Raw genomic sequence first — 23,273 nt, 5'->3', positions numbered from 1 at the left:
GGCTGTCGCAAGGAGGCTTGATGAATGATGAACTGCAACACCTGAAGAATCTTGGCAAGACGTCGGCACAGTGGCTGCATGCCGTGGGCATCCACAGCGCCTCGGACTTGCGTCGCCTGGGGGCGGTCGATGCTTATCGGGCCGTGCGTACACGCGGGTTCCGGGCGTCGAAGGTGTTGCTGTATGCAATCGAAGGCGCCCTGATGGACGTGCACTGGAACGACATTCCCGCTGAACGCAAGGAAGCCTTGAACAAACAACTGGAAGCCATCTCTTCACGCCACAAGAATTGAACAGGCGCCATCGCCATGTATCTGCTCGGGGAACAACCGGCTTACGCCGACACGCTGATCAATCGACTGCAAAACATGCCCGCGCGGTTGCTGGAGGGGTTATCGCCCTGCGGCCCGGCGCTGGAGTTTGCTGCCGTCGACGACCTCGCGACGCTGCTGCCCGGCAATCAGTTGTTTTTGCTCGACAACGGCCTGTTACATGGCTGCGTCGACCATCGCCCCTTGTTCTATTTGCATGAAGGCGATCTGGTTGGTCTGCGCCAGGATGTTGCGCTGCCGCATTGCCGCTTGCGCAGCGACGGCCCGCTGTCCTTGTTGCCTTATCTGCGCACCGAGGTGTTTCAGCATATTTATGCCGAGCCGCAGCGCTCGGAGCTATTGCTGCAATACCTGATCGGCCAGACCGCCCTGCTGTACGACGCGGTCGCCCGCCTGAAACAACCCGAGTACCGCAGCACCCACGGCTTTCAGCGCGTGCCCAGCGGCGAAGTGCTGATCAGGCAGGGCGATGAGGCCGACCATGTGTTCGTCATCATCGAAGGCCATGCAGAAGCATTTGTCGACGGCCATAAAGTCGGCGATGTGCCCAAGGATGAGATTTTCGGCGCCATGGCGGTGTTCACCGGCGAGAAACGCAACGCCAGCGTGATCACCAACGAACCTTGCACATTGATGCTGATTCCCAAGGACCAGTTTCTGAGCCTGACGCAAAACAATCCGAAGATCGCCCACAGCCTGATCGAGAGCATGGCGCGGCGCATTGATCTGTTGAACAAGCAGATCACCCAACTGAGCGCAGTTAAAGCTTCAGGCTGAAGCTCAATGATTTCGGGGCCTACAGGCTAATTTTGAATAAATGAGAAATCAGCGGTTGACTTGGTAATGAGAATCGCTATGATTACCACAACTGGTCGCGAGACTGGTCGATATTCTGAAAAGCCCTTGGTTCGGACTCTCAGATTATCTCCTCATCAGGCTAATCACGGTTATTTGACCCGGCTCTTGCCGGGTCTTTTTTTGCCTGTGGAAAAGTGCTTACTGGCTCATCTGCTTGCGCATCTCTGCGCAATAATCCGGCGTCGGCGTGGCAGGTGTGTACCAGACGTAATCGGCCATGCCCGCCGTGACCTCACTGCCCTGCTGCGCCAGCATCAACACCGTGGGGGCTTCGGATTCGCCCAGGTCCAGCACATGCAGCGGCACGCCGACATCCTTGCGCGCATGGTAGGCACCGGCCAACAGCATTGATGGTGTGGGTGCCCCGATCAGCCGCTCAGCGATGCGCCGGTCACGCTGCTGCTGCACCGCCAGCATCGCCGGCATTTGCGATTGGGCCAGCAGGCCGCAATGGGAGCCGCTGATTTGCTCCAGCAGCTCTTTCTTGACCGATGGGGCATTGCTGCGCGAACCGCTCACGGCCGTAGGCTGGGTGTAGAAACCCCGAACTTCGCTGTTGTCGAGGTTGGCCGCCAGCAATGGATAAGGCTGGCCGAGGGCGAAACGCACAATCGGCCCGTACGTTTCCCAATCCCAGCCCGATGGCCAGGCCAATGCGCCGGGCAGGTCAGTTGGAAGTGTCGAGGCATGGCGTGCGTTATCAACGCGCGGTTGTTGATCGGGCGTGAGCATCTCCAGCAGCAGGCTGCCTTGAGGCCGCTGCTGCCCCAGCGCCTGGAGCAACCACAATTGCAGTTGATGGTGATCGCGGTTGTCGTGCTGTTCACCAACAATCAGCCGTAACGGCTTGGCCAAGCGTATGACCAGTTCTTGCGCCGTCAACGACTGACCGCTGCGTAAATCGCGGATATCCCCAGTGATCGGTGGCGGCGCCGCCACATGCTGACAAGCGCTCAGCAACAACGCCGCCAGCAGCAGAATCCCTCGCATGTTCTCACCTCGATGAATGACTCAGCGGGCGATGATCAGCGGATGCCCACGCTCCGGGTGCGGTTGCACCAGCACTTCCAGGCCGAACACCGCTTTGAGCGGTTCCGGCCGCAGCACCTGCTCCGGTGTATCCAACGCCACCGGGCGCCCGCCTTCGAGCAGCAAGATGCGGTCACAATAACGCGCCGCCAGATTCAGATCATGCAGGATCACCAACACCGCCGCACCGCGATCAGCAAACTCGCGCACCGCTTGCAACGTGGTGTGCTGATGCAGCGGATCAAGCATCGAAGTCGGCTCATCCAACAGCAGCGTCTGCCCCACCTCCCCCGGCCAAAGCTGCGCCAGCACCCGCGCCAGATGCACCCTCTGACGTTCGCCACCGGACAGCGCCAGATAACTGCGCCCGCTCAGATGCCCGGCATCGGCAGCACCCAATGCGGCGGCGACGATTTCAGCATCGCGCACCCGGCCACTCTGATAGGGCAAGCGGCCCATGCCGACCACTTCCTCGACGCGAAAGGCGAAGTCCAGGGTCGACACTTGCGGTAACACTGCCAGTCGTTGGGCACGCTGGATACCGGTGCAATGCCGCAACTCCTGTTGGTCGAGCCAGACGCGTCCCTCATCCGGATGTAGTTCACCGCACAAAGCGCCGAGCAACGTACTCTTGCCGGCGCCGTTCGGTCCCAGCACACCAAGGACTTCGCCCGGTTTGAGTTCAAGATTGATGTCCGCCAGCACGGTTTTGCTGCCGCGACGGATCGACAGGTTTTCCGTGCGCAGCATCAGGCAGGCCTCCTGAGCAGCAGGAACAGGAAGAACGGCGCGCCAATGAACGCTGTGACGATACCGATCGGCAATTCGGCCGGCGCCAGGGCCAGGCGCGCCACCAGATCAGCGAACAACAGCAGACTCGCACCGGCCAACACTGAGGCCGGCAGCAACACTCGATGATCAGGCCCGGCCAGCAGCCGCACCAGATGCGGCACCACCAACCCGACAAACCCGATCATCCCCGCCGCCGCCACCGCTGCGCCGACACCCAACGCGGTGCAAAACACCAGTTCACGCTTGAGCCCTTCGACATCGATGCCCAAGTGACCCGCTTCCGATTCCCCGAGCAGCAACGCATTCAAAGCGTTGGCCCGGCGCGGCAACCACAGCGCCACCCCGACCGTGACCAGCAGCAACGGCCAGAGCCGCGCATAACTGGCGCCATTGAGACTGCCCAGGTTCCAGAACGTCAGCGTGCGCAGGGTCGCGTCGTCCGCCAGATACGTGAACAAACCCACGGCCGAGCCGGCCAATGCAGTCAGTGCGATCCCGGCCAGCAACATGGTTGCGACATTGGTTTGCCCATTGCGCCGCCCCAGTCGGTACACCAGCGCCGTCACACCGAGGCCACCGAGAAATGCACACAACGACAAAAGATAAGGCCCGAACGCCTCCGGCAAACCGCCAAACGCCGAGCCGCCGACAATCGCAATCGCCGCGCCCAACGCCGCCCCACTGGACACCCCGACCAACCCCGGATCCGCCAATGGGTTGCGAAACAAACCCTGCATCGCCACGCCTGACAACGCCAACACACCGCCGACCGCCAAACCTAACAGCGTTCGCGGCAGACGAATCTGCCCAAGAATCAATTCAGCCTGCTCCAACCCATCCGGGGCAATCGGCACACCGAGCAGCCGCAACGCCGCGCGCAAGGTGTCGAGCAGCGGCAGGCTCACGGGCCCAAGGGCCAGCGACAACCAGATCGCCAGCAAACACAGCAGGCTCAAGCCAATAAACAGTGTGCGAGGTTTAACCAGCGTGGTCATTGGCCGGTCGCGCCGGGATAGAAACCGTCAGACAGTTTTTTCAGCGCCTCGGGCAAGCGCGGCCCCAGACCGCCCACCAACAAGGTCGGATCAAGCTCCATGACCCGTCCGTCCTTGGCTGCACGGGTCGAGAACAGGATCGGATTTTCCTTGAACAACGCCGCACGGGCCGCGTCGCCGGTCAGTGCACGATCGACGAACACCAGCACTTCGGGATTCAGACTGGCCAGGGATTCATTGGAAAACGGTTTGTAGCCGGTATGGGTCGCCAGGTTGTGGCCGCCGGCCTGTTGCAGCAGCCAATCGGCGGCGGTGTCCTTGCCGGCGATCATCGGCTTGCCGCCCATATGGCCGAGCAACAACAGCACGCCTGGCGCCTTCTGCTTGAGCTGCGCCTCGCTGACCCGCGCCTTCTGCTGATCCAGTTGCTGGTGATACGTCTGCAAAGCTTTCGAAGCCTGATCTTCCGCGCCAAGCAGCTTGCCCAGATGCTCCAGGTTACTTTGCAGCGCCGGCAAATCCGGCTGGGCCGAGAACAATTCAACCTGAACGCCAGCACTGCGAATCTGCGACAGCACCGGCGGCGGCCCCATTTCCTCGGTGCCGACCAGTATCTGCGGGCGCAGGCTCAAGATGCCTTCGGCCGACAATTGCCGCTGATAGCCGATGCTCGGCAACGCCTTGAGGGATTCGGGATGCTGGCTGGTGGTATCGACGCCGACCAGTTTCGACTCACCGCCCAACGCGCTCACCCACTCCGTCAAGGCACCACCGGCACTGACCCAACGTTGCGGCAATTCGACGGCGCAGGCCTCGTGACTGACCAGCAGTCCGACACACAGCGCGACAACGCGGATACTCAGGCGCATAAACAGCTTCCTTGAAGGGTTTTCCCGGGCATCCGGCGGACAGGCCAAGTATCCTCGGCAGATCGCACGCGCCCCATGGGCGGGCGGTCATTTGATAATTGTTTGCATTTGCGCGTCAAGCCCGGACATATCTCGTCACGCGCCGCGACACTAGAGGATAGACATGAAGTTTCTTTGCCAAGGCTCAGAATTGGCCGACGCCAGCAGTCGCGGTTTCGACATCGACGGCCAGAAGCTCTTCGCCGTGCGCCGGGCGGGTCAGGTTTACGTCTATATCAACCGCTGCCCGCACCGGGGCGTCGGCCTGGAATGGAAGCCCGACCAGTTCCTGGACCCCAGCAACAGCCTGATCCAGTGCGCCACCCACGGCGCACTGTTTCTGATCGAGGACGGCGAATGCGTCGCCGGCCCCTGCGCCGGGCAATCCCTGACCGCTGTCGACTGCCGCGAAGACGCGCAAGGGATCTGGGTCAGCCTTTAACCGTTGAGCAGCACGTCCAGACGTCGATCCACCACCATCCCTTCGTGGCTAAGTTGCACGCCATAAGCCAGCACCTCAACGCCGCACGCCACCGCCTCACGCAATGCGGCGGCGTAGGCCGAATCAATTTCTTCTGCAGGACGCACGGCCTCGATGCCGCTGAGATTGACGCAATACAGCTGCACCGCACGAATCCCGTCCCGCGCCAGATGCGCCAGTTCCCGTAAATGCTTGGCCCCGCGCTGGGTCACCGCATCGGGAAACGCCGCCACCGCTGTCCCGTCGTAACCCAGGGTGACGCTTTTGACTTCCACGTACGCCGGCCCGCTCGGGTAATCGAGGCGAAAATCGATACGGCTGCTTTCCTGACCGTAGGCCACTTCCCGTTTCAGTTCGGTAAAGCCGTTCAGCTCGGTGATCACGCCTGCGTGCAGCGCTTCTTCGATCAAACCGTTGGCGCGCCCGGTGTTCACGCAAAACAGCCGGCCTTGCGGGGTTTCGCCGATTTCCCAGGTGCCGGGCAACTTACGCTTGGGGTCGTTGGAACGACTGAACCAGACCTGCCCGCCCTCGACCTGACAATTAAGCATCGAGCCAGTATTAGGGCAGTGAATGGTCAGCAACTCGCCGGTAACGGTTTCGATATCGGCGAGAAAACGCTTGTAACGACGAATGAGACGACCTTCTTCGAGGGGAGGATGAAAACGCATCAGCCTTGCCAGCTCTTCAAGCCGCGCGCGATGCGCTCCACCGCTTCTTGCAAGCGCGGCAGGCTTTGGGTGTAGGCAAACCGCACGTGATGCCCGGCCTGATACCGCCCGAAGTCCAGGCCCGGGGTGATCGCCACATGCTCGGTTTCGAGGAAGTGTCGGCAGAACGCGAAGGCATCGCCGCCGAATTGGCTGATATCGGCGTACAAGTAGAACGCGCCCTCAGGTTCCACGGCGATACCGAAACCGAGTTCACGCAGGGCCGGCAGCAGGAAATCGCGACGACGACCGAATTCGGCGCGGCGCTCTTCCAGGATGGCGATGGTGGCGGGCTCGAAGCAGGCCAGCGCGGCGTGCTGGGCCATGCTCGGCGCGCTGATGTAGAGGTTTTGCGCGAGTTTTTCCAATTCGCCGACCGCCGCTTCCGGCGCCACCAGCCAGCCGAGGCGCCAACCGGTCATGCCGAAATACTTGGAAAAACTATTCAGGACGAAGGCGCTGTCATCGACTTCCAGCACACTGGCCGCGTCAGTGCCGTAGGTCAGGCCATGGTAGATCTCGTCCACCACCAGATGGCCGTGGCGCTGTTTGATCGCCGCCGACAGCCCGGCCAGCTCATCGCGGGTCAGGATGGTCCCGGTCGGATTGGCTGGCGAGGCCACCAGGGCGCCGACGCTGTCGTGATCCCAATGCCGCGCCACCAGGTCCGGGGTCAGTTGATAGCGCACGTCCGGGCCGACCGGCACCAGCTGCGCCGCGCCTTCCACCAGGCGCAGGAAGTGTCGGTTACACGGGTAGCCAGGGTCCGCCAGCAGCCAGTGTTTGCCGGGGTCGACCAGCAAGGCGCTGGCCAGCAACAACGCACCGGAACCGCCCGGCGTCACCAGAATTCGCTGTGGATCAATGTTCAGCCCGTACCGCTGCTGGTAAAAGCCGGAAATGGCCTCGCGCAGTTCAGGAATGCCCCGGGCCGCTGTGTAACGGGTCTTGCCCGCAGTCAGCGCAGCCTGGCCGGCCTGGATGATCGGCTCGGCGGTGGTGAAGTCCGGTTCGCCGATCTCCAGGTGAATCACATCGTGGCCGGCGGCTTGCAGTTCATTGGCCCGCGCCAGCAGCGCCATGACATGGAATGGTTCGATCGCACGACTGCGCGCACTGTAGGACTGAGCCATTAGCCTTCCTTCAACGGGGAAAAGAATCGATTCTACCTATCCGCTGGAACGAGGGAGAACCTAAAGCGGTCAGAGCCGTATAACCGGGGCTGCAAACGACTCAAGCGAGTGTCTCAGCTTTGACTAAAATCAATATTTGATCAGGCCTCCAACACCACCAGACAAGGCTTTGCAATCATTTGCAAGCACCCTGGGCCACTACCTCGACATCCGGGAGTAGCGCGGCCCGTTTTGATCTGGTAAGTTCGCCCGCTTGCAGCCGCAGGGCCGGCAGGTGTCGGTGATGGAGCAATCCTGCGCAATGGATTACAAGAGTAGAGGCGGTCCATTTCATGCCCACCCAAGCAAAGCAGCAAAACCAGTCGATCAGCGGCTTCGAACCCTACGTAGAAGTAAAGGGCGAGGAGTACATGGGCAAGCCCATGCGCGCTCACTTCACCAAGATCCTGAATAAGTGGAAACAGGACTTGATGCAGGAAGTCGACCGTACGGTTGATCACATGAAAGACGAAGCGGCCAACTTCCCTGACCCGGCAGATCGTGCCAGCCAGGAAGAAGAATTCAGCCTTGAATTGCGCGCCCGCGACCGTGAGCGCAAGTTGATCAAGAAGATCGACAAGACGCTGCAATTGATCGAAGACGAAGAATATGGCTGGTGCGAGTCCTGCGGCGTCGAGATTGGCGTCAAGCGACTGGAAGCCCGCCCTACCGCCGACATGTGCGTTGACTGCAAGACCCTGGCGGAAATCAAGGAAAAGCAAGTCGGCAAGTAATCTCGACTTGAATTAAAAACGGAGCGTGCGAACGCTCCGTTTTTGTTTCTGACATTTGCTGGCGCCTATGGCGAATTCGAAATCGCTTTCGCGAGCAAGCTTCGCTCCTACACAGGCTTGCGCAATCTCCTGTAGGAGCTGAGCTTGCTCGCGAAGGCGGCTTCAAGCCGTGCCCAAAACGATTGAACAGCCTAATATCGGCCCTTATGACTGCCTCCGCCCCCTACATCGGCCGCTTCGCCCCCACGCCCAGCGGCCACCTGCACTTCGGTTCGCTGGTCGCCGCGCTGGCCTCGTACCTCGACGCCCGCTCCGTGGGGGGGCGTTGGCTGATGCGCATGGAAGACCTCGACCCGCCCCGGGAAGAACCTGGCGCTCAGGCTGCGATTCTCAACGCGCTGGAAAGCTACGGTTTCGAGTGGGACGGCGAGCTGGTGCGCCAGAGCGATCGTCACGACGCCTACGCCGAAGTGCTCAATCGCCTGTTCAATCATGGCCTGGCCTACGCCTGCACCTGTTCGCGCAAACAACTGGAGCCGTATCACGGCATTTACCCGGGCCTGTGCCGCAATGCCGGGCATGGCACCGAAGACGCCGCGATTCGCCTGCGCGTGCCGGAGCTGGAATATCACTTTATCGACCGGGTACAAGGCGAATTCCTTCAGCACCTGGGCCGGGAGGTCGGCGATTTCGTGATTCGTCGCCGCGACGGGCTCTACGCCTATCAATTGGCCGTGGTCCTCGATGACGCCTGGCAGGGCATCACCGATATCGTGCGCGGCGCCGACCTGCTCGACTCCACGCCACGCCAGCTCTACCTGCAGGAACTGCTCGGCCTGCACCAACCGCGCTACCTGCATGTGCCGCTGATTATCCAGCCCGATGGCAACAAGCTCGGCAAATCCTACCGTTCGCCGCCGTTGGCGGAAGATCAGGCCACGCCACTGTTGCTGCGGGCCTTGCGGGCGCTGGGGCAGAATCCGGGGGCTGAACTGGCCTACGCCACGCCCCGGGAAGTGCTGGATTGGGGCATTGCCCACTGGGATGCATCGAAGATCCCGCGCACACTGACCCTGCCCGAAGCGCAACTACAGTGATGGCACTTGCAGTCGCGCTGCCATCCGTTACCATCGCCGCACGTTTTCGGGCACGCGCATAAAAAAGAGAGGCCGGGATGTACATCTATCGCTTGGTCCTGCTTTTGGTAGTGGGGATTTACCTGTTCTCCCCGGCCATCATGGATTGGTGGATCGACGCCACGGGTGCCTGGTATCGGCCGTATCTGCTCTGGTTGATCCTGATTGTCGTGACCTTCATCCTGCAGAGCCAAAAAGATGCCGATGAGCTTTAGCCTGACCCAGATGATCCTGATCAGCGCCGCGTACCTGGCGGTGCTGTTCGGCGTCGCCTGGATCAGCGAACGGGGCATGATCCCGCGCGCGATCATTCGCCACCCGCTGACCTACACCCTGTCGCTGGGGGTTTACGCCAGTGCCTGGGCGTTCTACGGCACGGTCGGCCTGGCCTATCAGTACGGCTACGGCTTTCTCTCCAGCTATCTAGGCGTCTCCGGTGCATTCCTGCTGGCGCCGGTGTTGCTGTACCCGATCCTGAAGATCACCCGCACCTATCAACTGTCGTCGCTGGCGGACTTGTTCGCCTTCCGCTTCCGCAGCACCTGGGCCGGCGCGCTGACCACGATTTTCATGCTGATCGGCGTGCTGCCGCTGCTGGCGTTGCAGATTCAAGCGGTGGCCGACTCCATCGGCATCCTCACCCGCGAACCGGTGCAGCACCGCGTGGCCCTGAGCTTCTGCGCGCTGATTACCCTGTTCACGATCTTCTTCGGCTCGCGGCACATTGCGACGCGGGAGAAACACGAAGGCCTGGTGTTCGCGATTGCCTTTGAATCGGTAATCAAGCTGATCGCCATCGGCGGCGTTGGCCTGTACGCGTTGTATGGTGTGTTCGATGGCCCGCAACAGCTGGAACTGTGGCTGCTGCAAAACCAGACCGCCCTCGCCGCCCTGCACACGCCGCTGCAGGAAGGCCCGTGGCGCACGTTGTTGCTGGTGTTCTTCGCCTCGGCGATCGTGATGCCGCACATGTACCACATGACCTTTACCGAAAACCTCAACCCGCGCTCGCTGGTCAGTGCGAGCTGGGGCTTGCCGCTGTTCCTGTTGCTGATGAGTCTGGCGGTGCCGCTGATTCTCTGGGCCGGGCTGAAACTCGGCGCCACGACGAATCCGGAATACTTCACGCTGGGCATCGGCATCGCCGCCAACAACAAGGCGTTGGCGCTATTGGCCTATGTCGGCGGTTTGTCGGCGGCCAGCGGCTTGATCATCGTCACCACCCTGGCGCTGTCCGGGATGGCGCTCAACCATTTGGTGCTGCCGCTGTATCAGCCGCCGGCCGAAGGCAATATCTACCGTTGGCTGAAGTGGACCCGCCGGGCGCTGATCGTCGCGATCATCATGGCCGGCTACGGCTTCTACCTGCTGCTGGGCGCGGAGCAAGACCTGGCCAACCTCGGCATCGTCGCTTTCGTCGCCACCCTGCAATTCTTGCCGGGCGTTCTTTCGGTCCTGTACTGGCCGACCGCCAACCGTCGTGGCTTCATCGCTGGTTTGCTCGCCGGGGTCCTGGTGTGGATGGTGACCATGCTGATGCCGCTGGTGGGCAATCTGCAGGGTTTCTACATTCCGCTGCTGAACATGATCTACGTGCTCGACGACACCAGTTGGCACATGGCGGCGATTGCCTCGCTGGCCGCCAACGTGCTGATGTTCACCCTGATCTCGCTGTTCACCAACGCCAGCCCGGAAGAGGCCAGCGCCGCCGAAGCGTGTGCGGTGGACAACGTTCGTCGCCCGCAACGTCGGGAACTGCACGCCGCTTCGCCCCAGGAATTCGCCACGCAACTGGCCAAACCCCTGGGCGCCAAGGCTGCACAGAAGGAAGTCGAACAAGCCCTGCGCGATCTCTATCTGCCCTTCGACGAGCGCCGGCCGTATGCCTTGCGTCGTTTGCGTGACCGCATCGAAGCCAACCTTTCCGGCCTGATGGGACCGAGCGTCGCCCAGGACATGGTCGAAACCTTCCTGCCTTATAAGGCCGGCGGCGAAAACTATGTGACCGAAGACATTCACTTCATCGAAAGCCGTCTCGAGGATTACCACTCGCGCCTTACCGGCCTGGCGGCTGAACTCGATGCCCTGCGCCGTTACCACCGCCAGACCTTGCAGGAACTGCCGATGGGCGTCTGCTCCCTGGCCAAGGATCAAGAGATCCTGATGTGGAACAAAGCCATGGAAGAGCTGACCGGGATCGCCGCGCAGCGCGTGGTCGGTTCGCGTCTGAGTACGATTGGCGATCCGTGGAAAGAATTGCTCCAAGGCTTTATCAACCTGCCCGACGAGCACTTGCACAAACAGCACCTGGCCCTCGATGGCCAGACCCGTTGGTTGAACCTGCACAAAGCGGCCATCGACGAACCGCTCGCTCCGGGTAACAGTGGTTTGGTACTGCTGGTGGAAGACCTGACCGAAACCCAGATGCTCGAAGACAAACTGGTGCACTCCGAGCGCCTGGCGAGCATTGGCCGACTGGCGGCGGGCGTGGCCCATGAAATCGGCAACCCGATCACCGGCATCGCCTGCCTGGCGCAGAACCTGCGCGAAGAGCGCGAGGAAGATGCCGAGCTAACGGAAATCAGCGGACAGATTCTGGAGCAGACCAAACGCGTGTCGCGCATCGTCCAGTCGTTGATGAGCTTCGCCCACGCCGGTAGTCATCAGCACAGCGACGAGCCCGTCTGTCTGGCGGAAGTGGCCCAGGATGCCATCGGCTTGCTGGCCCTGAACCGGCGCAATTTCGAAGTCCAGTTCTATAACCTGTGCGACCCCGATCACTGGGTCGAAGGCGACCCCCAGCGGCTGGCCCAGGTGTTGATCAACCTGCTCTCCAACGCCCGCGACGCCTCACCGCCGCACAGTGCGGTACGGGTCAAAAGCGAAGCCGGCGAACACACGGTCGACCTGATCGTGGAAGACGAAGGCAGCGGTATTCCGAAGAACATCATGGATAGATTGTTCGAACCTTTCTTCACCACCAAGGATCCTGGCGAAGGCACCGGTCTGGGCCTTGCACTGGTCTATTCCATCGTTGAAGAGCATTATGGACAAATCACCATCGACAGCCCGGCTGATGTTCAAAGCCAACGCGGTACCCGTATCCGGGTGACTTTGCCGCGTCATGTCGAAGCGACGTCCGCTGTGAACTGAGACCGTCGAGAGTATCGAATCAATGCCGCACATTTTGATCGTCGAAGACGAAACAATTATCCGCTCCGCCTTGCGCCGTCTGCTGGAACGTAATCAGTACCAGGTCAGCGAAGCCGGATCCGTGCAGGAAGCACAAGAGCGTTTCAGCATTCCCTCGTTTGACCTGATCGTCAGTGACCTGCGCCTGCCTGGCGCACCGGGCACTGAACTGATCAAGCTCGGTCAGGGCACTCCGGTGCTGATCATGACCAGCTACGCCAGCCTGCGTTCGGCCGTCGACTCCATGAAGATGGGCGCGGTGGATTACATCGCCAAGCCTTTCGATCACGATGAGATGCTCCAGGCCGTTGCGCGCATCCTGCGTGATCGCCAGTCGTCCCCCGCCGCAGGTGAACCTGTGGTCGGCAAAGCTGCCAATGGCGCGGCGAAACCGGGCGTCGATAACAGCAATGGCGAGATCGGCATCATCGGCTCCTGTCCGCCGATGCAGGACCTGTACAGCAAGATCCGCAAAGTCGCCCCCACCGATTCCAATGTCTTGATCCAGGGCGAGTCCGGTACTGGTAAAGAACTGGTGGCCCGCGCCCTGCACAATCTGTCGAAACGCGCCAAGGCGCCGATGATTTCGGTGAACTGCGCGGCCATCCCGGAAAGCCTGATCGAGTCCGAACTGTTCGGCCACGAAAAAGGTGCGTTCACTGGCGCCAGCGCCGGGCGTGCCGGGCTGGTGGAAGCGGCGGACGGCGGCACGCTGTTCCTCGATGAGATCGGCGAACTGCCCCTCGAAGCCCAGGCCCGCCTGCTGCGCGTGTTGCAGGAAGGTGAAATCCGCCGGGTTGGTTCGGTGCAGTCGCAGAAGGTCGATGTGCGCCTGATCGCCGCCACCCACCGGGACCTCAAGAGCTTGGCGAAGATCGGCCAGTTCCGTGAAGACCTTTATTACCGTCTGCACGTGATTGCCCTGAAACTGCCGGCCCTGCGCGAGCGCGGTGCCGACGTCAACGAAATCGCCGAGGCCTTCCTGAAGCGGCAGAGCGCGCGGGTCAACCGCACCGATCTGAAGTTTGCCCCGGATGCCGAGCAGGCAATTCGTCACTACACCTGGCCGGGGAACGTGCGCGAACTGGAAAACGCGGTCGAACGCGCGGTGATCCTGTGCGAGAGCCCGGAAATCTCCGCCGAGTTGCTGGGCATCGACATCGAACTGAGCGATCTGGACGATGACGATTTCATTGGGCTGCCCCCACAACAGGGCAACGCCGCCGGTAACAACAGCCATGAGCCGACCGAAGACCTGTCGCTGGAAGACTACTTCCAGCACTTCGTCCTCGAGCATCAGGACCACATGACCGAAACCGAACTGGCCCGCAAACTCGGGGTCAGCCGCAAATGCCTGTGGGAACGGCGCCAGCGCCTGGGCATTCCACGGCGCAAGACCGGTGTCGCCAGCGAGAGCTGAACGTCACCTGTCAGGTGTGCGGGTAACACGTGATTGTGTGAAAAAACTGTTACCCCAGTCTTTTCACGTAACAGAAGCCGGGGCTTACGGTAACGAAGCCCCGGTTTTTTTTGGCCCCGAAAAACCTTGTTACCTGGCCTAACCCCTTGTTTTGCTGGGCTTCACAAAAGTTGGCACGCACCCTGCTATATGTTTAGTACAAGAACAATAACAAGCAATGCACAAGACAATAAAAATAAGACGAATCGACTCACGCACAATAAAAACAAGACGGCGAGAGGCGCAGCTAACTGATTCTTTTGGAGAGGCGTTGTATTTGGGGCTTGCCCCACGACCAGGCCGAGAACAACAAAAACTGTCCTAAGACAGAGCCTGAACTGGTTGGATCGCAAGATCACTGCAACACAGCGACCAAAGCAATCCGTTTGCTCTTGGCTCCCGATTGGGAGGGTCATGAAGGAAAAACTTCATGACGAGGGCACTTAACAAAAACAAAAAGCCCGAAACCAATAATAAAAATAGAGCATGCAACTACTTCTTGGGGAGCTTCGGCTCCCCTTGTAGTTTCTGCGATTTGATAAAAACGCCCCAAGCGCCCGTCGCTGACAGCTTAAAGCTTGCGGCTTACAGCTCATATTTGCTGTGTCCTACACCATCCCCCGACTAAATGCTAGAATCCCGGCCCATCATGCGGTCATTCTTCGTTATGGCCGAACATTCCTTCAAACAGTGCATCCCATGCTGAAGAAGCTGTTCCAGTCATTCCGTTCTCCCAAGCGTCATACGCAACACATCCGCAGCACGCCTGAAGTGCTTAACAGCGGCCAACATTCGCTGCAGAAGGCGCAATTCAGCCGTTACGCGGTGAATATCGTCGAACGCCTGCAGAACGCCGGTTACCAGGCTTACCTGGTCGGCGGTTGTGTGCGTGACATGATGCTCGGCATCACGCCGAAGGATTTCGACGTCGCCACCAGTGCCACCCCTGAACAAGTCAGGGCCGAATTCCGCAATGCGCGGATCATCGGTCGTCGCTTCAAACTGGTGCACATCCACTTCGGTCGCGAAATCATTGAAGTCGCGACGTTCCGCGCCAATCACCCGCAAAACGATGAAGAGGAAGACAGCAACCAGTCTTCCCGCAACGAGAGCGGGCGCATCCTGCGTGACAACGTCTACGGCACCCTGGAAGAAGACGCGCAACGCCGCGACTTCACCATCAACGCCTTGTATTACGATCCGGTCAGCGAGCGCATTCTCGACTACGCCAACGGCGTACACGACATCCGCAATCACTTGATCCGCCTGATCGGCGACCCGAAGCAACGCTACCAGGAAGACCCGGTACGGATGCTGCGGGCCGTGCGTTTCGCCGCCAAGCTGAATTTCGGTATCGAAAAACACAGCGCCGCGCCGATCCGCGACCTGGCGCCGATGCTGCGCGAGATCCCGTCGGCACGCCTGTTCGAAGAAGTGCTCAAGCTGTTCCTCTCCGGCCATGCCGCGGACACTTTCGAGATGCTGGTCGACTTGCAGCTGTTCGATCCCCTGTTCCCGGCGAGTGCCGAGGCGTTGGAATACAACCCGACGTACACGCACACGCTGATCAGTGAAGCGCTGATCAACACCGACCTGCGGATCAAGCAGAACAAACCGGTGACCCCGGCGTTCCTGTTTGCAGCCTTGTTGTGGCCTGCCCTGCCGGCTCGTGTGTTGCGTCTGCAAGAGCGTGGCATGCCGCCAATCCCTGCGATGCAGGAAGCGGCCCACGAACTGATCGCCGAACAGTGCCAGCGCATCGCAATCCCGAAACGCTTCACCATGCCGATCCGCGAGATCTGGGACATGCAGGAGCGTCTGCCACGTCGCAGCGGCAAACGCGCCGACCTGTTGCTCGACAACCCACGGTTCCGTGCCGGTTACGACTTCCTGCTGTTGCGCGAAAGCGCCGGCGAGCAGACCGATGGCCTGGGCGAATGGTGGACCGATTATCAGGACGCCAACGACAGCGAACGTCGCGACATGATCCGCGACCTCAGCGGCAAAGATGAAGGCACCGGCGCCCCGCGCAAGCGTCGTCGCAGCGGTGGCGCCAAGCGCAAACGCACGGCTGGCGCCCCGAGCACCACGGGCGAGTAAGTCATGGAACGCATCTACATCGGCATGGGCAGCAATCTGGCTGACCCCGCCGAACAGTTGCGCAGCGCCGTCGAGGCGCTGGCGCGGTTGCCGAAAACCGAACTGGTCGGCGTCTCCGCGTTTTACCAAAGCGATTCGCTGCTGCCCGGCCAACCCCGCTACACCAACGCCGTCGCCGCCCTCGACAGTGACCTCGCGCCACTGGAACTGCTCGATGCGCTGCAAGCCATCGAGAACGAACAGGGCCGCGAACGTCTTGAACGTTGGGGGCCACGCACGCTGGACCTCGACATCGTGTTGTTCGGTGATCGCCTGATCGACGAGCCTCGGCTCAAGGTGCCGCATTACCACCTGCAGGAACGTGCCTTCGTGCTGTATCCGCTGGCCGAACTGGCGCCTGTGGATTTGCGCCTGGCGGATGGCCGGACTCTCAGCGAATTGCTCGCCGCCTGCCCGTTCATCGGGTTGGAGCGCCTTTCCCAAAACTGACGCAAATCCCCCGTAGGAGCAAAGCTTGCTCGCGATTGCGGCCTGACATTCAGCCCCCAGGCCGACTGACCGAACGCCATCGCGAGCACGCTTTGCTCCTGCAAGCGTCTATTTCCGCCGGTAACACCCCCACCGTAACAACGCGGTAACACACACAATTGACTTCCCGAGTCCTCCTCACGACTATAGGCGTCCCGCTGCCGCCAACGTGGCGCTAAAGGGCGCAATCCAGGCCTTATAAGCACGACAAAAGACCGTGCGCCTGAGTAAATGAAGAATCACGCGCGTTACTCGCAGTAGTTTCCATAGCGCCTGAACGAGGATTTTTTACATGCCAGCCATCACCCTGACCACGCTCCAGAGCCTCAAGCAGAAAGGTGAAAAAATCACCATGCTGACCTGCTATGACGCGACCTTCGCCCACGCCTGCAACGAGGCCGGTGTCGAAGTGCTGCTGGTGGGCGACTCCCTCGGCATGGTTCTGCAAGGTCACGACAGCACCCTGCCCGTTACCACCGCGGAAATGGCCTACCACGTGGCCTCCGTTAAACGCGGCAACAGCGACGCCCTGATCCTCGCCGACCTGCCGTTCATGGCCAACGCCACCCTCGACCAGACCATGATCAACAGCGCCACGTTGATGCAGGCCGGCGCGCACATGATCAAGGTTGAAGGCGCCCTGTGGCTGGCGGACTCGATCCGCCTGCTGGCCGAACGTGGTGTGCCGGTGTGCGCGCACATGGGCCTGACCCCACAAGCGGTCAACATCCTGGGCGGCTACAAAGTCCAGGGTCGCAGCGAAAACCAGGCCCGGCAGATGCGCGCCGACGCCATCGCCCTGGAACAGGCCGGTGCCTCCATGCTGCTGCTCGAATGCGTACCGAGCGAGTTGGCGCTTGAAATCACTCAGGCCGTGGGCATTCCGGTGATCGGCATTGGCGCTGGCAGCGGCACCGACGGCCAGGTCCTGGTGCTGCACGACATGCTCGGCCTGTCCATCACTGGGCGCGTGCCGAAGTTCGTGAAGAACTTCATGAATGGCCAGGCCAGCATTCACGCAGCCTTGAGCGCTTATGTCGCTGAAGTCAAAACCGTCTCTTTCCCAGGTATCGAACACGGATTCTCTGCATGAACACCGTCAAAACCGTCCGCGAACTGCGGGCTGCCATCGCCCGTGCCCGCGGTGAAGGCAAGCGAATCGCCTTCGTCCCGACCATGGGCAACCTGCACAGCGGCCACGTCGCGCTGATTACCAAAGCCGCGCAACGGGCGGATTTCGTGGTCGCGAGCATCTTCGTCAACCCGCTGCAATTCGGCGCCGGCGAAGACCTCGACAAGTACCCGAGAACCCTGACAGCCGACCAGGAAAAACTGCTCCAGGCCGGTTGCCACTTGCTGTTCGCCCCCACTGTCGAAGAAATGTACCCCGACGGCATGGCCGGCCAGACCCGGGTCAGCGTGCCGCAATTGTCCGAAGGCCTGTGCGGCGCCAGCCGTCCGGGGCATTTCGAAGGCGTGGCGACCGTAGTCAGCAAGCTGTTCAACATGGTCCAGCCGGACCTGGCGATCTTCGGCCAGAAAGATTTCCAGCAACTGGCGGTGATTCGCGCGCTGGTGCATGACTTGAACATGCCAATCCAGATCATCGGCGAACCGACCGTACGGGCCGCCGATGGCCTGGCGCTGTCGTCGCGCAATGGCTTCCTCAGCCAAGAACAACGTGCGACCGCGCCGGTGGTGTACCGCACGCTGGCGACGATTGCCGAGGCCATTAAACAGGGTGAGCGCGATTATCCTGCGCTGATCGACGGGCAGGTTAAACAGCTCGAAGCGGCGGGTTTGCGTAGCGACTACCTGGAAATCCGCCATGCCGTGACCTTGCGTCCGGCGACCCCGGAAGATCGGGACCTGGTGATTCTGGTGGCGGCGTTCCTCGGGACGACGCGGTTGATCGACAACCTGCACCTGAACCTCGACGCGTCCTGACACCGCAGAAACCTGTAGGAGCGAAGCTTGCTCGCGAAGGCGTCCTATCCGTCGATGAAGATGTCGAACGTGACGGCCTCTTCGCGGGCAAGCCTCGCTCCTGCACGCTCCCGCGCGGCTTCGCCCTGTATTGCCGCCCCTCAAGCCTTCGGGCAATATGCCCGCCGTTCGATTCCGACCTGGGACACCACTCATGCACGCCATCATGCTCAAGGCCAAGCTTCACCGCGCCGAAGTCACCCACGCAGTTCTCGATTACGAAGGTTCTTGCGCCATCGACGGCGAATGGCTGGACTTGTCCGGCATCCGTGAATACGAACAGATCCAGATTTATAACGTCGACAACGGCGAACGTTTCACCACCTACGCGATTCGTGGCGAAGCAGGCTCGCGCATGATCTCGGTCAACGGCGCTGCGGCGCACAAAGCCAAGGTGGGCGACCGGGTGATCATCTGTGCCTACGCGCATTACAGCGAGGCCGAACTGCTCAACTTCAAGCCGCGCATGTTGTACATGGCGCCGGGCAATGAGCTGAGCCACACCAGCAACGCCATCCCGGTTCAGGTGGCCTGATCGCAGCCTCCGTCCGTCTGTCGGGGGATTTGCGGTTTGAATGTTAAAAAAGTACAGAAAACCAGTCATACAAAGCGAAGACAGATCCACACGCGAGGTTTACTGTTACCGCCCTGCGCTATTTAATCGTGTCCACGCAGATTGACCGGACGTAGCCCTCCCAATGGACGGGACATTCCGGGATCTTCAGTGTCTTAAAGGCAGTTCAAGTAAAAGGAAAATCGCAGCGATGGCGTACTACCGCACTCCTCACGACGTTACCGCTCTGCCCGCCTGGCAAGCGTTGAAAGACCACCGCCAAGCCATGCAGGATTTCAGCATGCGCGAAGCCTTCAATGCCGACCCGCAGCGCTTTACCCAATTCACCCTCAGCAGCTGCGGTCTGTTTCTCGATTATTCGAAGAACCTGATCAACGCCGAGACCCGCAACCTGTTGGTGGGCCTGGCCAACGAAGTCGACCTCAAGGGCGCAATCAAAGCGCTGTTCGACGGCGAAATCGTCAACTCCTCCGAAGGTCGCCCGGCGCTGCACACTGCATTGCGTCGTCCGGTGGGCGACAAGTTGTCGGTCAACGGCGTCAACGTGATGCCGGAAGTGCACAAGGTACTGAACCAGATCACCGACCTCGTGGGCCGTATCCACGACGGTCTGTGGCGCGGCTACACCGAGAAGCCAATCACTGACGTGGTGAACATCGGCATCGGTGGCTCGTTCCTCGGCCCTGAGCTGGTGTCCGAAGCACTGCTGTCCTACGCCCAGAAAGGCGTGCGTTGCCACTACCTGGCGAACATCGACGGCAGCGAGTTCCACGAGCTGACCATGAAGCTGCGCGCCGAGACCACGTTGTTCATCGTCTCGTCGAAATCCTTCAACACCCTCGAAACCCTGAAGAATGCCCAGGCCGCACGTGCCTGGTACCTGGCCCAGGGTGGTTCGGAAGCCGAGCTGTATCGCCACTTCATCGCGGTATCGAGCAACAACGCCGCAGCCGTGGCGTTCGGTATCCGTGAAGAGAACATCTTCCCGATGTGGGACTGGGTCGGCGGGCGTTACTCGCTGTGGTCGGCCATCGGTTTGCCGATTGCCCTGGCCATCGGCATGTCGAACTTCAAAGAACTGCTGTCCGGTGCCTACACCATGGACCAGCATTTCCAGAGCGCGCCATTCGAACAGAACATGCCGGTGCTGCTGGCGTTGCTCGGTGTCTGGTACGGCAATTTCTGGGGCGCGCAAAGCCACGCGATCCTGCCGTACGACCACTACCTGCGCAACATCACCAAGCACCTGCAACAGCTGGACATGGAATCCAACGGCAAGAGCGTGCGCCAGGACGGCACGCCCGTGTCCACCGATACCGGTCCGGTGATTTGGGGTGGTGTGGGCTGCAACGGTCAGCACGCCTACCACCAGTTGCTGCACCAGGGCACCCAGCTGATTCCGGCGGACTTCATCGTGCCGATCGTCAGCTTCAACCCGGTGTCCGACCACCATCAGTGGCTGTACGCCAACTGCCTGTCGCAAAGCCAGGCCCTGATGCTCGGCAAGACCCTCGCCGAAGCCGAAACCGAGCTGCGCGACAAGGGCCTGAGCGAAGAAGAAGTGCACAAACTCGCACCGCACAAGGTGATCCCGGGCAACCGCCCGAGCAACACTCTGGTGGTCGAGCGCATCAGTCCGCGTCGTCTCGGCGCATTGGTGGCGTTGTATGAGCACAAAGTCTTCGTGCAAAGCGTGGTCTGGGGCATCAACGCCTTCGACCAGTGGGGCGTGGAGCTGGGCAAAGAACTGGGCAAAGGCGTTTACAACCGCCTGGTCGGCAGCGAAGAAACCCCGGCTGACGATGCTTCGACCCAAGGCCTGATCAACTACTTCCGTGGGCGTCACCGCGGATGATTCTGTAGGAGCAAGGCTTGCCCGCGATGGCGGTTCGTCATTCAACAATGCTGTTGGCTGACCTGACGCTATCGCTGTAGGAGCGAAGCTTGCTCGCGAAGAACGATGACGCGGTGTATCTGATACACCGCGTCGCCTGCTTCGCGAGCAAGCTTTGCTCCTACAGGGCGTCACCGCGGCTAACGCTGTAGGAGCAAGGCTTGCCCGCGATGGCGGTTCGTCATTCAACAATGCTGTTGGCTGACCTGACGCTATCGCTGTAGGAGCCAAGCTTGCTCGCGAAGAACGATGACGCGGTGTATCTGATACACCGCGTCGTCTGCTTCGCGAGCAAGCTTGGCTCCTACACGGCTCGCTTGTCTGCGCTCTTGAACCCATTCGTCACTCGGCGCATCTTAATCTTGTCGCAAAACAAGAATAAGGAACCGTCATGTTCGATATCAGCACGTTCCCCAAAGCCGATGCCGTGCGCCGGGCTGCCAATCTGAGTCAGGACGACTACCATCGCCTGTACCGACAATCCATCGAACACCCCAGCACCTTCTGGGCCGAACAGGCCACGCGCTTTCTCGACTGGAGCACGCCGTGGCAAACCGTCCAGCGCTATAACCTGAAAACCGGCGAAGCCAGCTGGTTTGCCGGGGGCAAGCTGAACGTCAGTTACAACTGCATCGATCGTCACCTGGAAAAACGCGGCGATCAGACCGCAATCATCTGGGAAGGCGATGACCCCGTCGAATCCGCCCAGATCACCTACAAAAAACTCCATCACAACGTCTGCCGCCTGGCCAACGTGCTGAAAAGCCGTGGCGTGAAGAAAGGCGATCGGGTGTGCATCTACATGCCGATGATCCCCGAAGCCGCCTACGCCATGCTCGCTTGTGCGCGGATCGGCGCGATTCATTCGGTGGTGTTTGGCGGATTTTCCCCGGACTCCGTGCGCGACCGCATCCTCGACGCCGACTGCCGCACCGTGATCACTGCCGATGAAGGCGTGCGCGGCGGCAAGTTCGTGCCGCTCAAGGAGAAGGTCGACAAAGCGCTCGAGAGCTGCCCGAACGTCAGCACGGTGATTGTGGTCGAGCGCACCCAGGGCGAAGTGAACTGGGTCGAAGGCCGGGACATCTGGTATCACCAGGCCCTGCGCGATGTCAGCGACGATTGCCCGCCGGAACCGATGGACGCCGAAGACCCGCTGTTCATCCTCTACACCTCCGGCAGCACCGGCAAACCCAAAGGCGTGCTGCACACCACCGGCGGTTACCTGCTGCAAGCGGCGATGACCTTCAAATACGTGCTCGACTACCGCGACGACGAAGTGTTCTGGTGCACCGCCGACGTCGGCTGGGTCACCGGCCACAGCTACATCGTCTACGGGCCATTGGCCAACGGCGCGACCACGCTGATCTTCGAAGGCGTGCCGAGTTACCCCACCAGTTCACGCTTCTGGCAGGTCATCGACAAACACCACGTCAACATCTTCTACACCGCGCCGACCGCCCTGCGCTCGCTGATGCGCGAAGGCGCCGAGCCGTTGAAGGAAACGTCGCGCGCGAGCCTCAGATTACTCGGCAGCGTCGGTGAGCCGATCAACCCGGAAGCGTGGGATTGGTACTTCAACGTCGTGGGCGAGCAGCGTTGCCCCATCGTCGATACCTGGTGGCAGACCGAAACCGGCGGGATCATGCTCAGCCCGCTGGTCAGTGCCCAACGGATCAAACCGGGTTGCGCCACACAACCGATGTTCGGCGTGCAACCGGTATTGCTCGATGAAACGGGCAAGGAAATCAAAGGCGCCGGCAGCGGCGTACTGGCGATCAAATCCAGCTGGCCGGCGCAGATCCGCAGCGTCTACGGCGATCCGCAGCGCATGGTCGACACCTACTTCAAGCCCTACCCCGGCTACTACTTCACCGGCGACGGCGCACGGCGCGACGAGGATGGCGACTACTGGATCACCGGGCGCATCGACGATGTGATCAATGTTTCCGGACATCGCATCGGCACCGCCGAAGTGGAAAGCGCCCTGGTACTGCACGACAGCATCGCCGAGGCTGCCGTGGTCGGTTACCCCCATGACGTCAAGGGCCAGGGCATCTATGCCTTTGTTACGCCCATGAACGGCGCCGAACCCAGCGACGAACTGAAGAAAGAGCTGCTGGCCCACGTCAGCAAGGAAATCGGCAGCTTCGCCAAACCGGACCTGATTCAATGGGCGCCGGCCTTGCCTAAAACCCGTTCGGGCAAGATCATGCGCCGGATTCTGCGCAAGATCGCCTGCAACGAACTGGACAGCCTGGGCGATACCTCGACCCTGGCCGATCCGAGCGTGGTTCAGGACCTGGTTGATAAACGCCTGAACCAATAACACGCGGACTTGGAACGCCTACAGAGGCATTCCAGGTCCGCCTTTTTTTCACCACTGAGTCGCC

At 60.8% G+C, this 23,273-nt stretch carries 21 protein-coding genes; 15 read left to right on the top strand and 6 right to left on the bottom strand.

Translation table 11 applies throughout. From position 1 onward, the window contains the following. The first annotated feature begins 20 nt into the window (after window positions 1-20). Both FQ192_RS25835 and FQ192_RS25830 read left to right on the top strand, forming a co-directional pair. Window positions 21-293, top strand: coding sequence for a TfoX/Sxy family protein (locus FQ192_RS25835; RefSeq protein ID WP_007971093.1), 273 nt, complete (start codon window positions 21-23; stop codon window positions 291-293). Window positions 294-308: 15 nt separating this feature from the next. Then, a complete protein-coding gene (locus FQ192_RS25830) occupies window positions 309-1,109 on the top strand; it encodes a Crp/Fnr family transcriptional regulator (protein WP_149661077.1) in 801 nt (266 codons plus the stop codon). A 219-nt stretch (window positions 1,110-1,328) separates the two neighbouring features. Here FQ192_RS25830 and FQ192_RS25825 read toward each other — a convergent pair whose 3' ends face one another. From FQ192_RS25825 to FQ192_RS25810, 4 genes are read right to left on the bottom strand one after another with little or no spacing between them, the layout of a single operon-like run. Continuing rightward, window positions 1,329-2,180, bottom strand: coding sequence for a ChaN family lipoprotein (locus FQ192_RS25825; RefSeq protein WP_149661076.1), 852 nt, complete (start codon window positions 2,178-2,180; stop codon window positions 1,329-1,331). A gap of 21 nt (window positions 2,181-2,201) precedes the next feature. Further along, window positions 2,202-2,969: a heme ABC transporter ATP-binding protein gene (locus FQ192_RS25820; protein WP_149661075.1), complete on the bottom strand. Its 768-nt coding sequence runs from the start codon at window positions 2,967-2,969 to the stop codon at window positions 2,202-2,204. After that, window positions 2,969-3,952, bottom strand: a complete 984-nt coding sequence (locus FQ192_RS25815) for an iron ABC transporter permease (RefSeq protein WP_178129235.1) — start codon at window positions 3,950-3,952, stop codon at window positions 2,969-2,971. Before FQ192_RS25815 ends, FQ192_RS25820 begins: the two co-directional genes overlap by 1 nt. A 50-nt stretch (window positions 3,953-4,002) precedes the next feature. Further along, window positions 4,003-4,875, bottom strand: coding sequence for a hemin ABC transporter substrate-binding protein (locus FQ192_RS25810; RefSeq protein WP_149661073.1), 873 nt, complete (start codon window positions 4,873-4,875; stop codon window positions 4,003-4,005). Between the two features lie 163 nt (window positions 4,876-5,038). On the opposite strand from FQ192_RS25810, the gene FQ192_RS25805 reads away from it, so the two are divergent. Continuing rightward, entirely contained in the window at window positions 5,039-5,356 is a 318-nt protein-coding gene (locus tag FQ192_RS25805) for a Rieske 2Fe-2S domain-containing protein (RefSeq protein WP_149661072.1), read from the top strand. On the opposite strand, the gene sfsA is transcribed toward FQ192_RS25805, so the two are convergent. Both sfsA and FQ192_RS25795 read right to left on the bottom strand, forming a co-directional pair. Next, a complete protein-coding gene (gene sfsA / locus FQ192_RS25800; protein WP_149661071.1) occupies window positions 5,353-6,066 on the bottom strand; it encodes a DNA/RNA nuclease SfsA in 714 nt (237 codons plus the stop codon). The two genes, FQ192_RS25805 and sfsA, sit on opposite strands and share 4 nt — an antisense overlap. Continuing rightward, on the bottom strand, window positions 6,066-7,238 hold the full coding sequence (locus FQ192_RS25795; protein ID WP_133837726.1) for a pyridoxal phosphate-dependent aminotransferase: 1,173 nt from the start codon (window positions 7,236-7,238) through the stop codon (window positions 6,066-6,068). The genes sfsA and FQ192_RS25795 overlap by 1 nt, the downstream gene beginning before the upstream one ends. Window positions 7,239-7,570: 332 nt before the next feature. Between FQ192_RS25795 and dksA the strand changes: the two genes are divergently transcribed. The 12 genes from dksA to acs all read left to right on the top strand — a co-directional run bounded on the left by dksA (window position 7,571) and on the right by acs (window position 23,209). After that, the gene (gene dksA / locus FQ192_RS25790) at window positions 7,571-8,011 is read left to right on the top strand and encodes an RNA polymerase-binding protein DksA (RefSeq protein ID WP_149661070.1); all 441 of its coding nucleotides are present in this window, start codon (window positions 7,571-7,573) and stop codon (window positions 8,009-8,011) included. A 206-nt stretch (window positions 8,012-8,217) separates the two neighbouring features. After that, on the top strand, window positions 8,218-9,108 hold the full coding sequence (gene gluQRS / locus FQ192_RS25785; RefSeq protein ID WP_149661069.1) for a tRNA glutamyl-Q(34) synthetase GluQRS: 891 nt from the start codon (window positions 8,218-8,220) through the stop codon (window positions 9,106-9,108). A 77-nt stretch (window positions 9,109-9,185) separates the two neighbouring features. Then, window positions 9,186-9,362, top strand: a complete 177-nt coding sequence (locus FQ192_RS25780; RefSeq protein WP_003176118.1) for a hypothetical protein — start codon at window positions 9,186-9,188, stop codon at window positions 9,360-9,362. Beyond that, the gene (locus FQ192_RS25775; protein ID WP_178129232.1) at window positions 9,346-12,300 is read left to right on the top strand and encodes a sensor histidine kinase; all 2,955 of its coding nucleotides are present in this window, start codon (window positions 9,346-9,348) and stop codon (window positions 12,298-12,300) included. Before FQ192_RS25780 ends, FQ192_RS25775 begins: the two co-directional genes overlap by 17 nt. Window positions 12,301-12,322: 22 nt before the next feature. Continuing rightward, window positions 12,323-13,759, top strand: a complete 1,437-nt coding sequence (locus FQ192_RS25770) for a sigma-54 dependent transcriptional regulator (RefSeq protein WP_149661067.1) — start codon at window positions 12,323-12,325, stop codon at window positions 13,757-13,759. 738 nt (window positions 13,760-14,497) lie between these two features. Then, window positions 14,498-15,898: a polynucleotide adenylyltransferase PcnB gene (locus FQ192_RS25760; protein ID WP_149661065.1), complete on the top strand. Its 1,401-nt coding sequence runs from the start codon at window positions 14,498-14,500 to the stop codon at window positions 15,896-15,898. A gap of 3 nt (window positions 15,899-15,901) precedes the next feature. After that, window positions 15,902-16,387 carry a 2-amino-4-hydroxy-6-hydroxymethyldihydropteridine diphosphokinase gene (gene folK / locus FQ192_RS25755; protein ID WP_149661064.1) on the top strand — a complete coding sequence of 162 codons (486 nt, stop codon included), beginning with the start codon at window positions 15,902-15,904 and terminating at the stop codon, window positions 16,385-16,387. A 331-nt stretch (window positions 16,388-16,718) separates the two neighbouring features. Further along, window positions 16,719-17,519 carry a 3-methyl-2-oxobutanoate hydroxymethyltransferase gene (gene panB / locus FQ192_RS25750; protein ID WP_149661063.1) on the top strand — a complete coding sequence of 267 codons (801 nt, stop codon included), beginning with the start codon at window positions 16,719-16,721 and terminating at the stop codon, window positions 17,517-17,519. Then, a complete protein-coding gene (gene panC, locus FQ192_RS25745) occupies window positions 17,516-18,373 on the top strand; it encodes a pantoate--beta-alanine ligase (protein WP_149661062.1) in 858 nt (285 codons plus the stop codon). The genes panB and panC overlap by 4 nt, the downstream gene beginning before the upstream one ends. 193 nt (window positions 18,374-18,566) lie before the next feature. Further along, window positions 18,567-18,947, top strand: coding sequence for an aspartate 1-decarboxylase (gene panD, locus FQ192_RS25740; protein WP_084323050.1), 381 nt, complete (start codon window positions 18,567-18,569; stop codon window positions 18,945-18,947). 229 nt (window positions 18,948-19,176) lie between these two features. Beyond that, entirely contained in the window at window positions 19,177-20,841 is a 1,665-nt protein-coding gene (gene pgi, locus FQ192_RS25735; RefSeq protein ID WP_149661061.1) for a glucose-6-phosphate isomerase, read from the top strand. A gap of 430 nt (window positions 20,842-21,271) precedes the next feature. Further along, entirely contained in the window at window positions 21,272-23,209 is a 1,938-nt protein-coding gene (acs, locus tag FQ192_RS25725; RefSeq protein WP_149661059.1) for an acetate--CoA ligase, read from the top strand. Window positions 23,210-23,273 lie beyond the last annotated feature (64 nt).

Origin of the sequence: Pseudomonas sp. ANT_J12 (genome assembly GCF_008370045.1) — a bacterium.
In the GTDB taxonomy this organism is placed as follows: domain Bacteria; phylum Pseudomonadota; class Gammaproteobacteria; order Pseudomonadales; family Pseudomonadaceae; genus Aquipseudomonas.
This window is presented reverse-complemented; position numbering and strand designations above follow the sequence as displayed.

Excerpts from the sequence above, each read along its gene's own strand:
- FQ192_RS25835 (WP_007971093.1), top strand. The coding sequence starts at position 21 with ATGAATGATGAACTGCAACACCTGAAGAATCTTGGCAAGACGTCGGCA.
- FQ192_RS25830 (WP_149661077.1), top strand. The coding sequence starts at position 309 with ATGTATCTGCTCGGGGAACAACCGGCTTACGCCGACACGCTGATCAAT.
- FQ192_RS25825 (WP_149661076.1), bottom strand. The coding sequence starts at position 2,180 with ATGCGAGGGATTCTGCTGCTGGCGGCGTTGTTGCTGAGCGCTTGTCAG.
- FQ192_RS25820 (WP_149661075.1), bottom strand. The coding sequence starts at position 2,969 with ATGCTGCGCACGGAAAACCTGTCGATCCGTCGCGGCAGCAAAACCGTG.
- FQ192_RS25810 (WP_149661073.1), bottom strand. The coding sequence starts at position 4,875 with ATGCGCCTGAGTATCCGCGTTGTCGCGCTGTGTGTCGGACTGCTGGTC.
- FQ192_RS25805 (WP_149661072.1), top strand. The coding sequence starts at position 5,039 with ATGAAGTTTCTTTGCCAAGGCTCAGAATTGGCCGACGCCAGCAGTCGC.
- sfsA (WP_149661071.1), bottom strand. The coding sequence starts at position 6,066 with ATGCGTTTTCATCCTCCCCTCGAAGAAGGTCGTCTCATTCGTCGTTAC.
- FQ192_RS25795 (WP_133837726.1), bottom strand. The coding sequence starts at position 7,238 with ATGGCTCAGTCCTACAGTGCGCGCAGTCGTGCGATCGAACCATTCCAT.
- dksA (WP_149661070.1), top strand. The coding sequence starts at position 7,571 with ATGCCCACCCAAGCAAAGCAGCAAAACCAGTCGATCAGCGGCTTCGAA.
- gluQRS (WP_149661069.1), top strand. The coding sequence starts at position 8,218 with ATGACTGCCTCCGCCCCCTACATCGGCCGCTTCGCCCCCACGCCCAGC.
- FQ192_RS25780 (WP_003176118.1), top strand. The coding sequence starts at position 9,186 with ATGTACATCTATCGCTTGGTCCTGCTTTTGGTAGTGGGGATTTACCTG.
- FQ192_RS25775 (WP_178129232.1), top strand. The coding sequence starts at position 9,346 with ATGCCGATGAGCTTTAGCCTGACCCAGATGATCCTGATCAGCGCCGCG.
- FQ192_RS25770 (WP_149661067.1), top strand. The coding sequence starts at position 12,323 with ATGCCGCACATTTTGATCGTCGAAGACGAAACAATTATCCGCTCCGCC.
- FQ192_RS25760 (WP_149661065.1), top strand. The coding sequence starts at position 14,498 with ATGCTGAAGAAGCTGTTCCAGTCATTCCGTTCTCCCAAGCGTCATACG.
- folK (WP_149661064.1), top strand. The coding sequence starts at position 15,902 with ATGGAACGCATCTACATCGGCATGGGCAGCAATCTGGCTGACCCCGCC.
- panB (WP_149661063.1), top strand. The coding sequence starts at position 16,719 with ATGCCAGCCATCACCCTGACCACGCTCCAGAGCCTCAAGCAGAAAGGT.
- panC (WP_149661062.1), top strand. The coding sequence starts at position 17,516 with ATGAACACCGTCAAAACCGTCCGCGAACTGCGGGCTGCCATCGCCCGT.
- panD (WP_084323050.1), top strand. The coding sequence starts at position 18,567 with ATGCACGCCATCATGCTCAAGGCCAAGCTTCACCGCGCCGAAGTCACC.
- pgi (WP_149661061.1), top strand. The coding sequence starts at position 19,177 with ATGGCGTACTACCGCACTCCTCACGACGTTACCGCTCTGCCCGCCTGG.
- acs (WP_149661059.1), top strand. The coding sequence starts at position 21,272 with ATGTTCGATATCAGCACGTTCCCCAAAGCCGATGCCGTGCGCCGGGCT.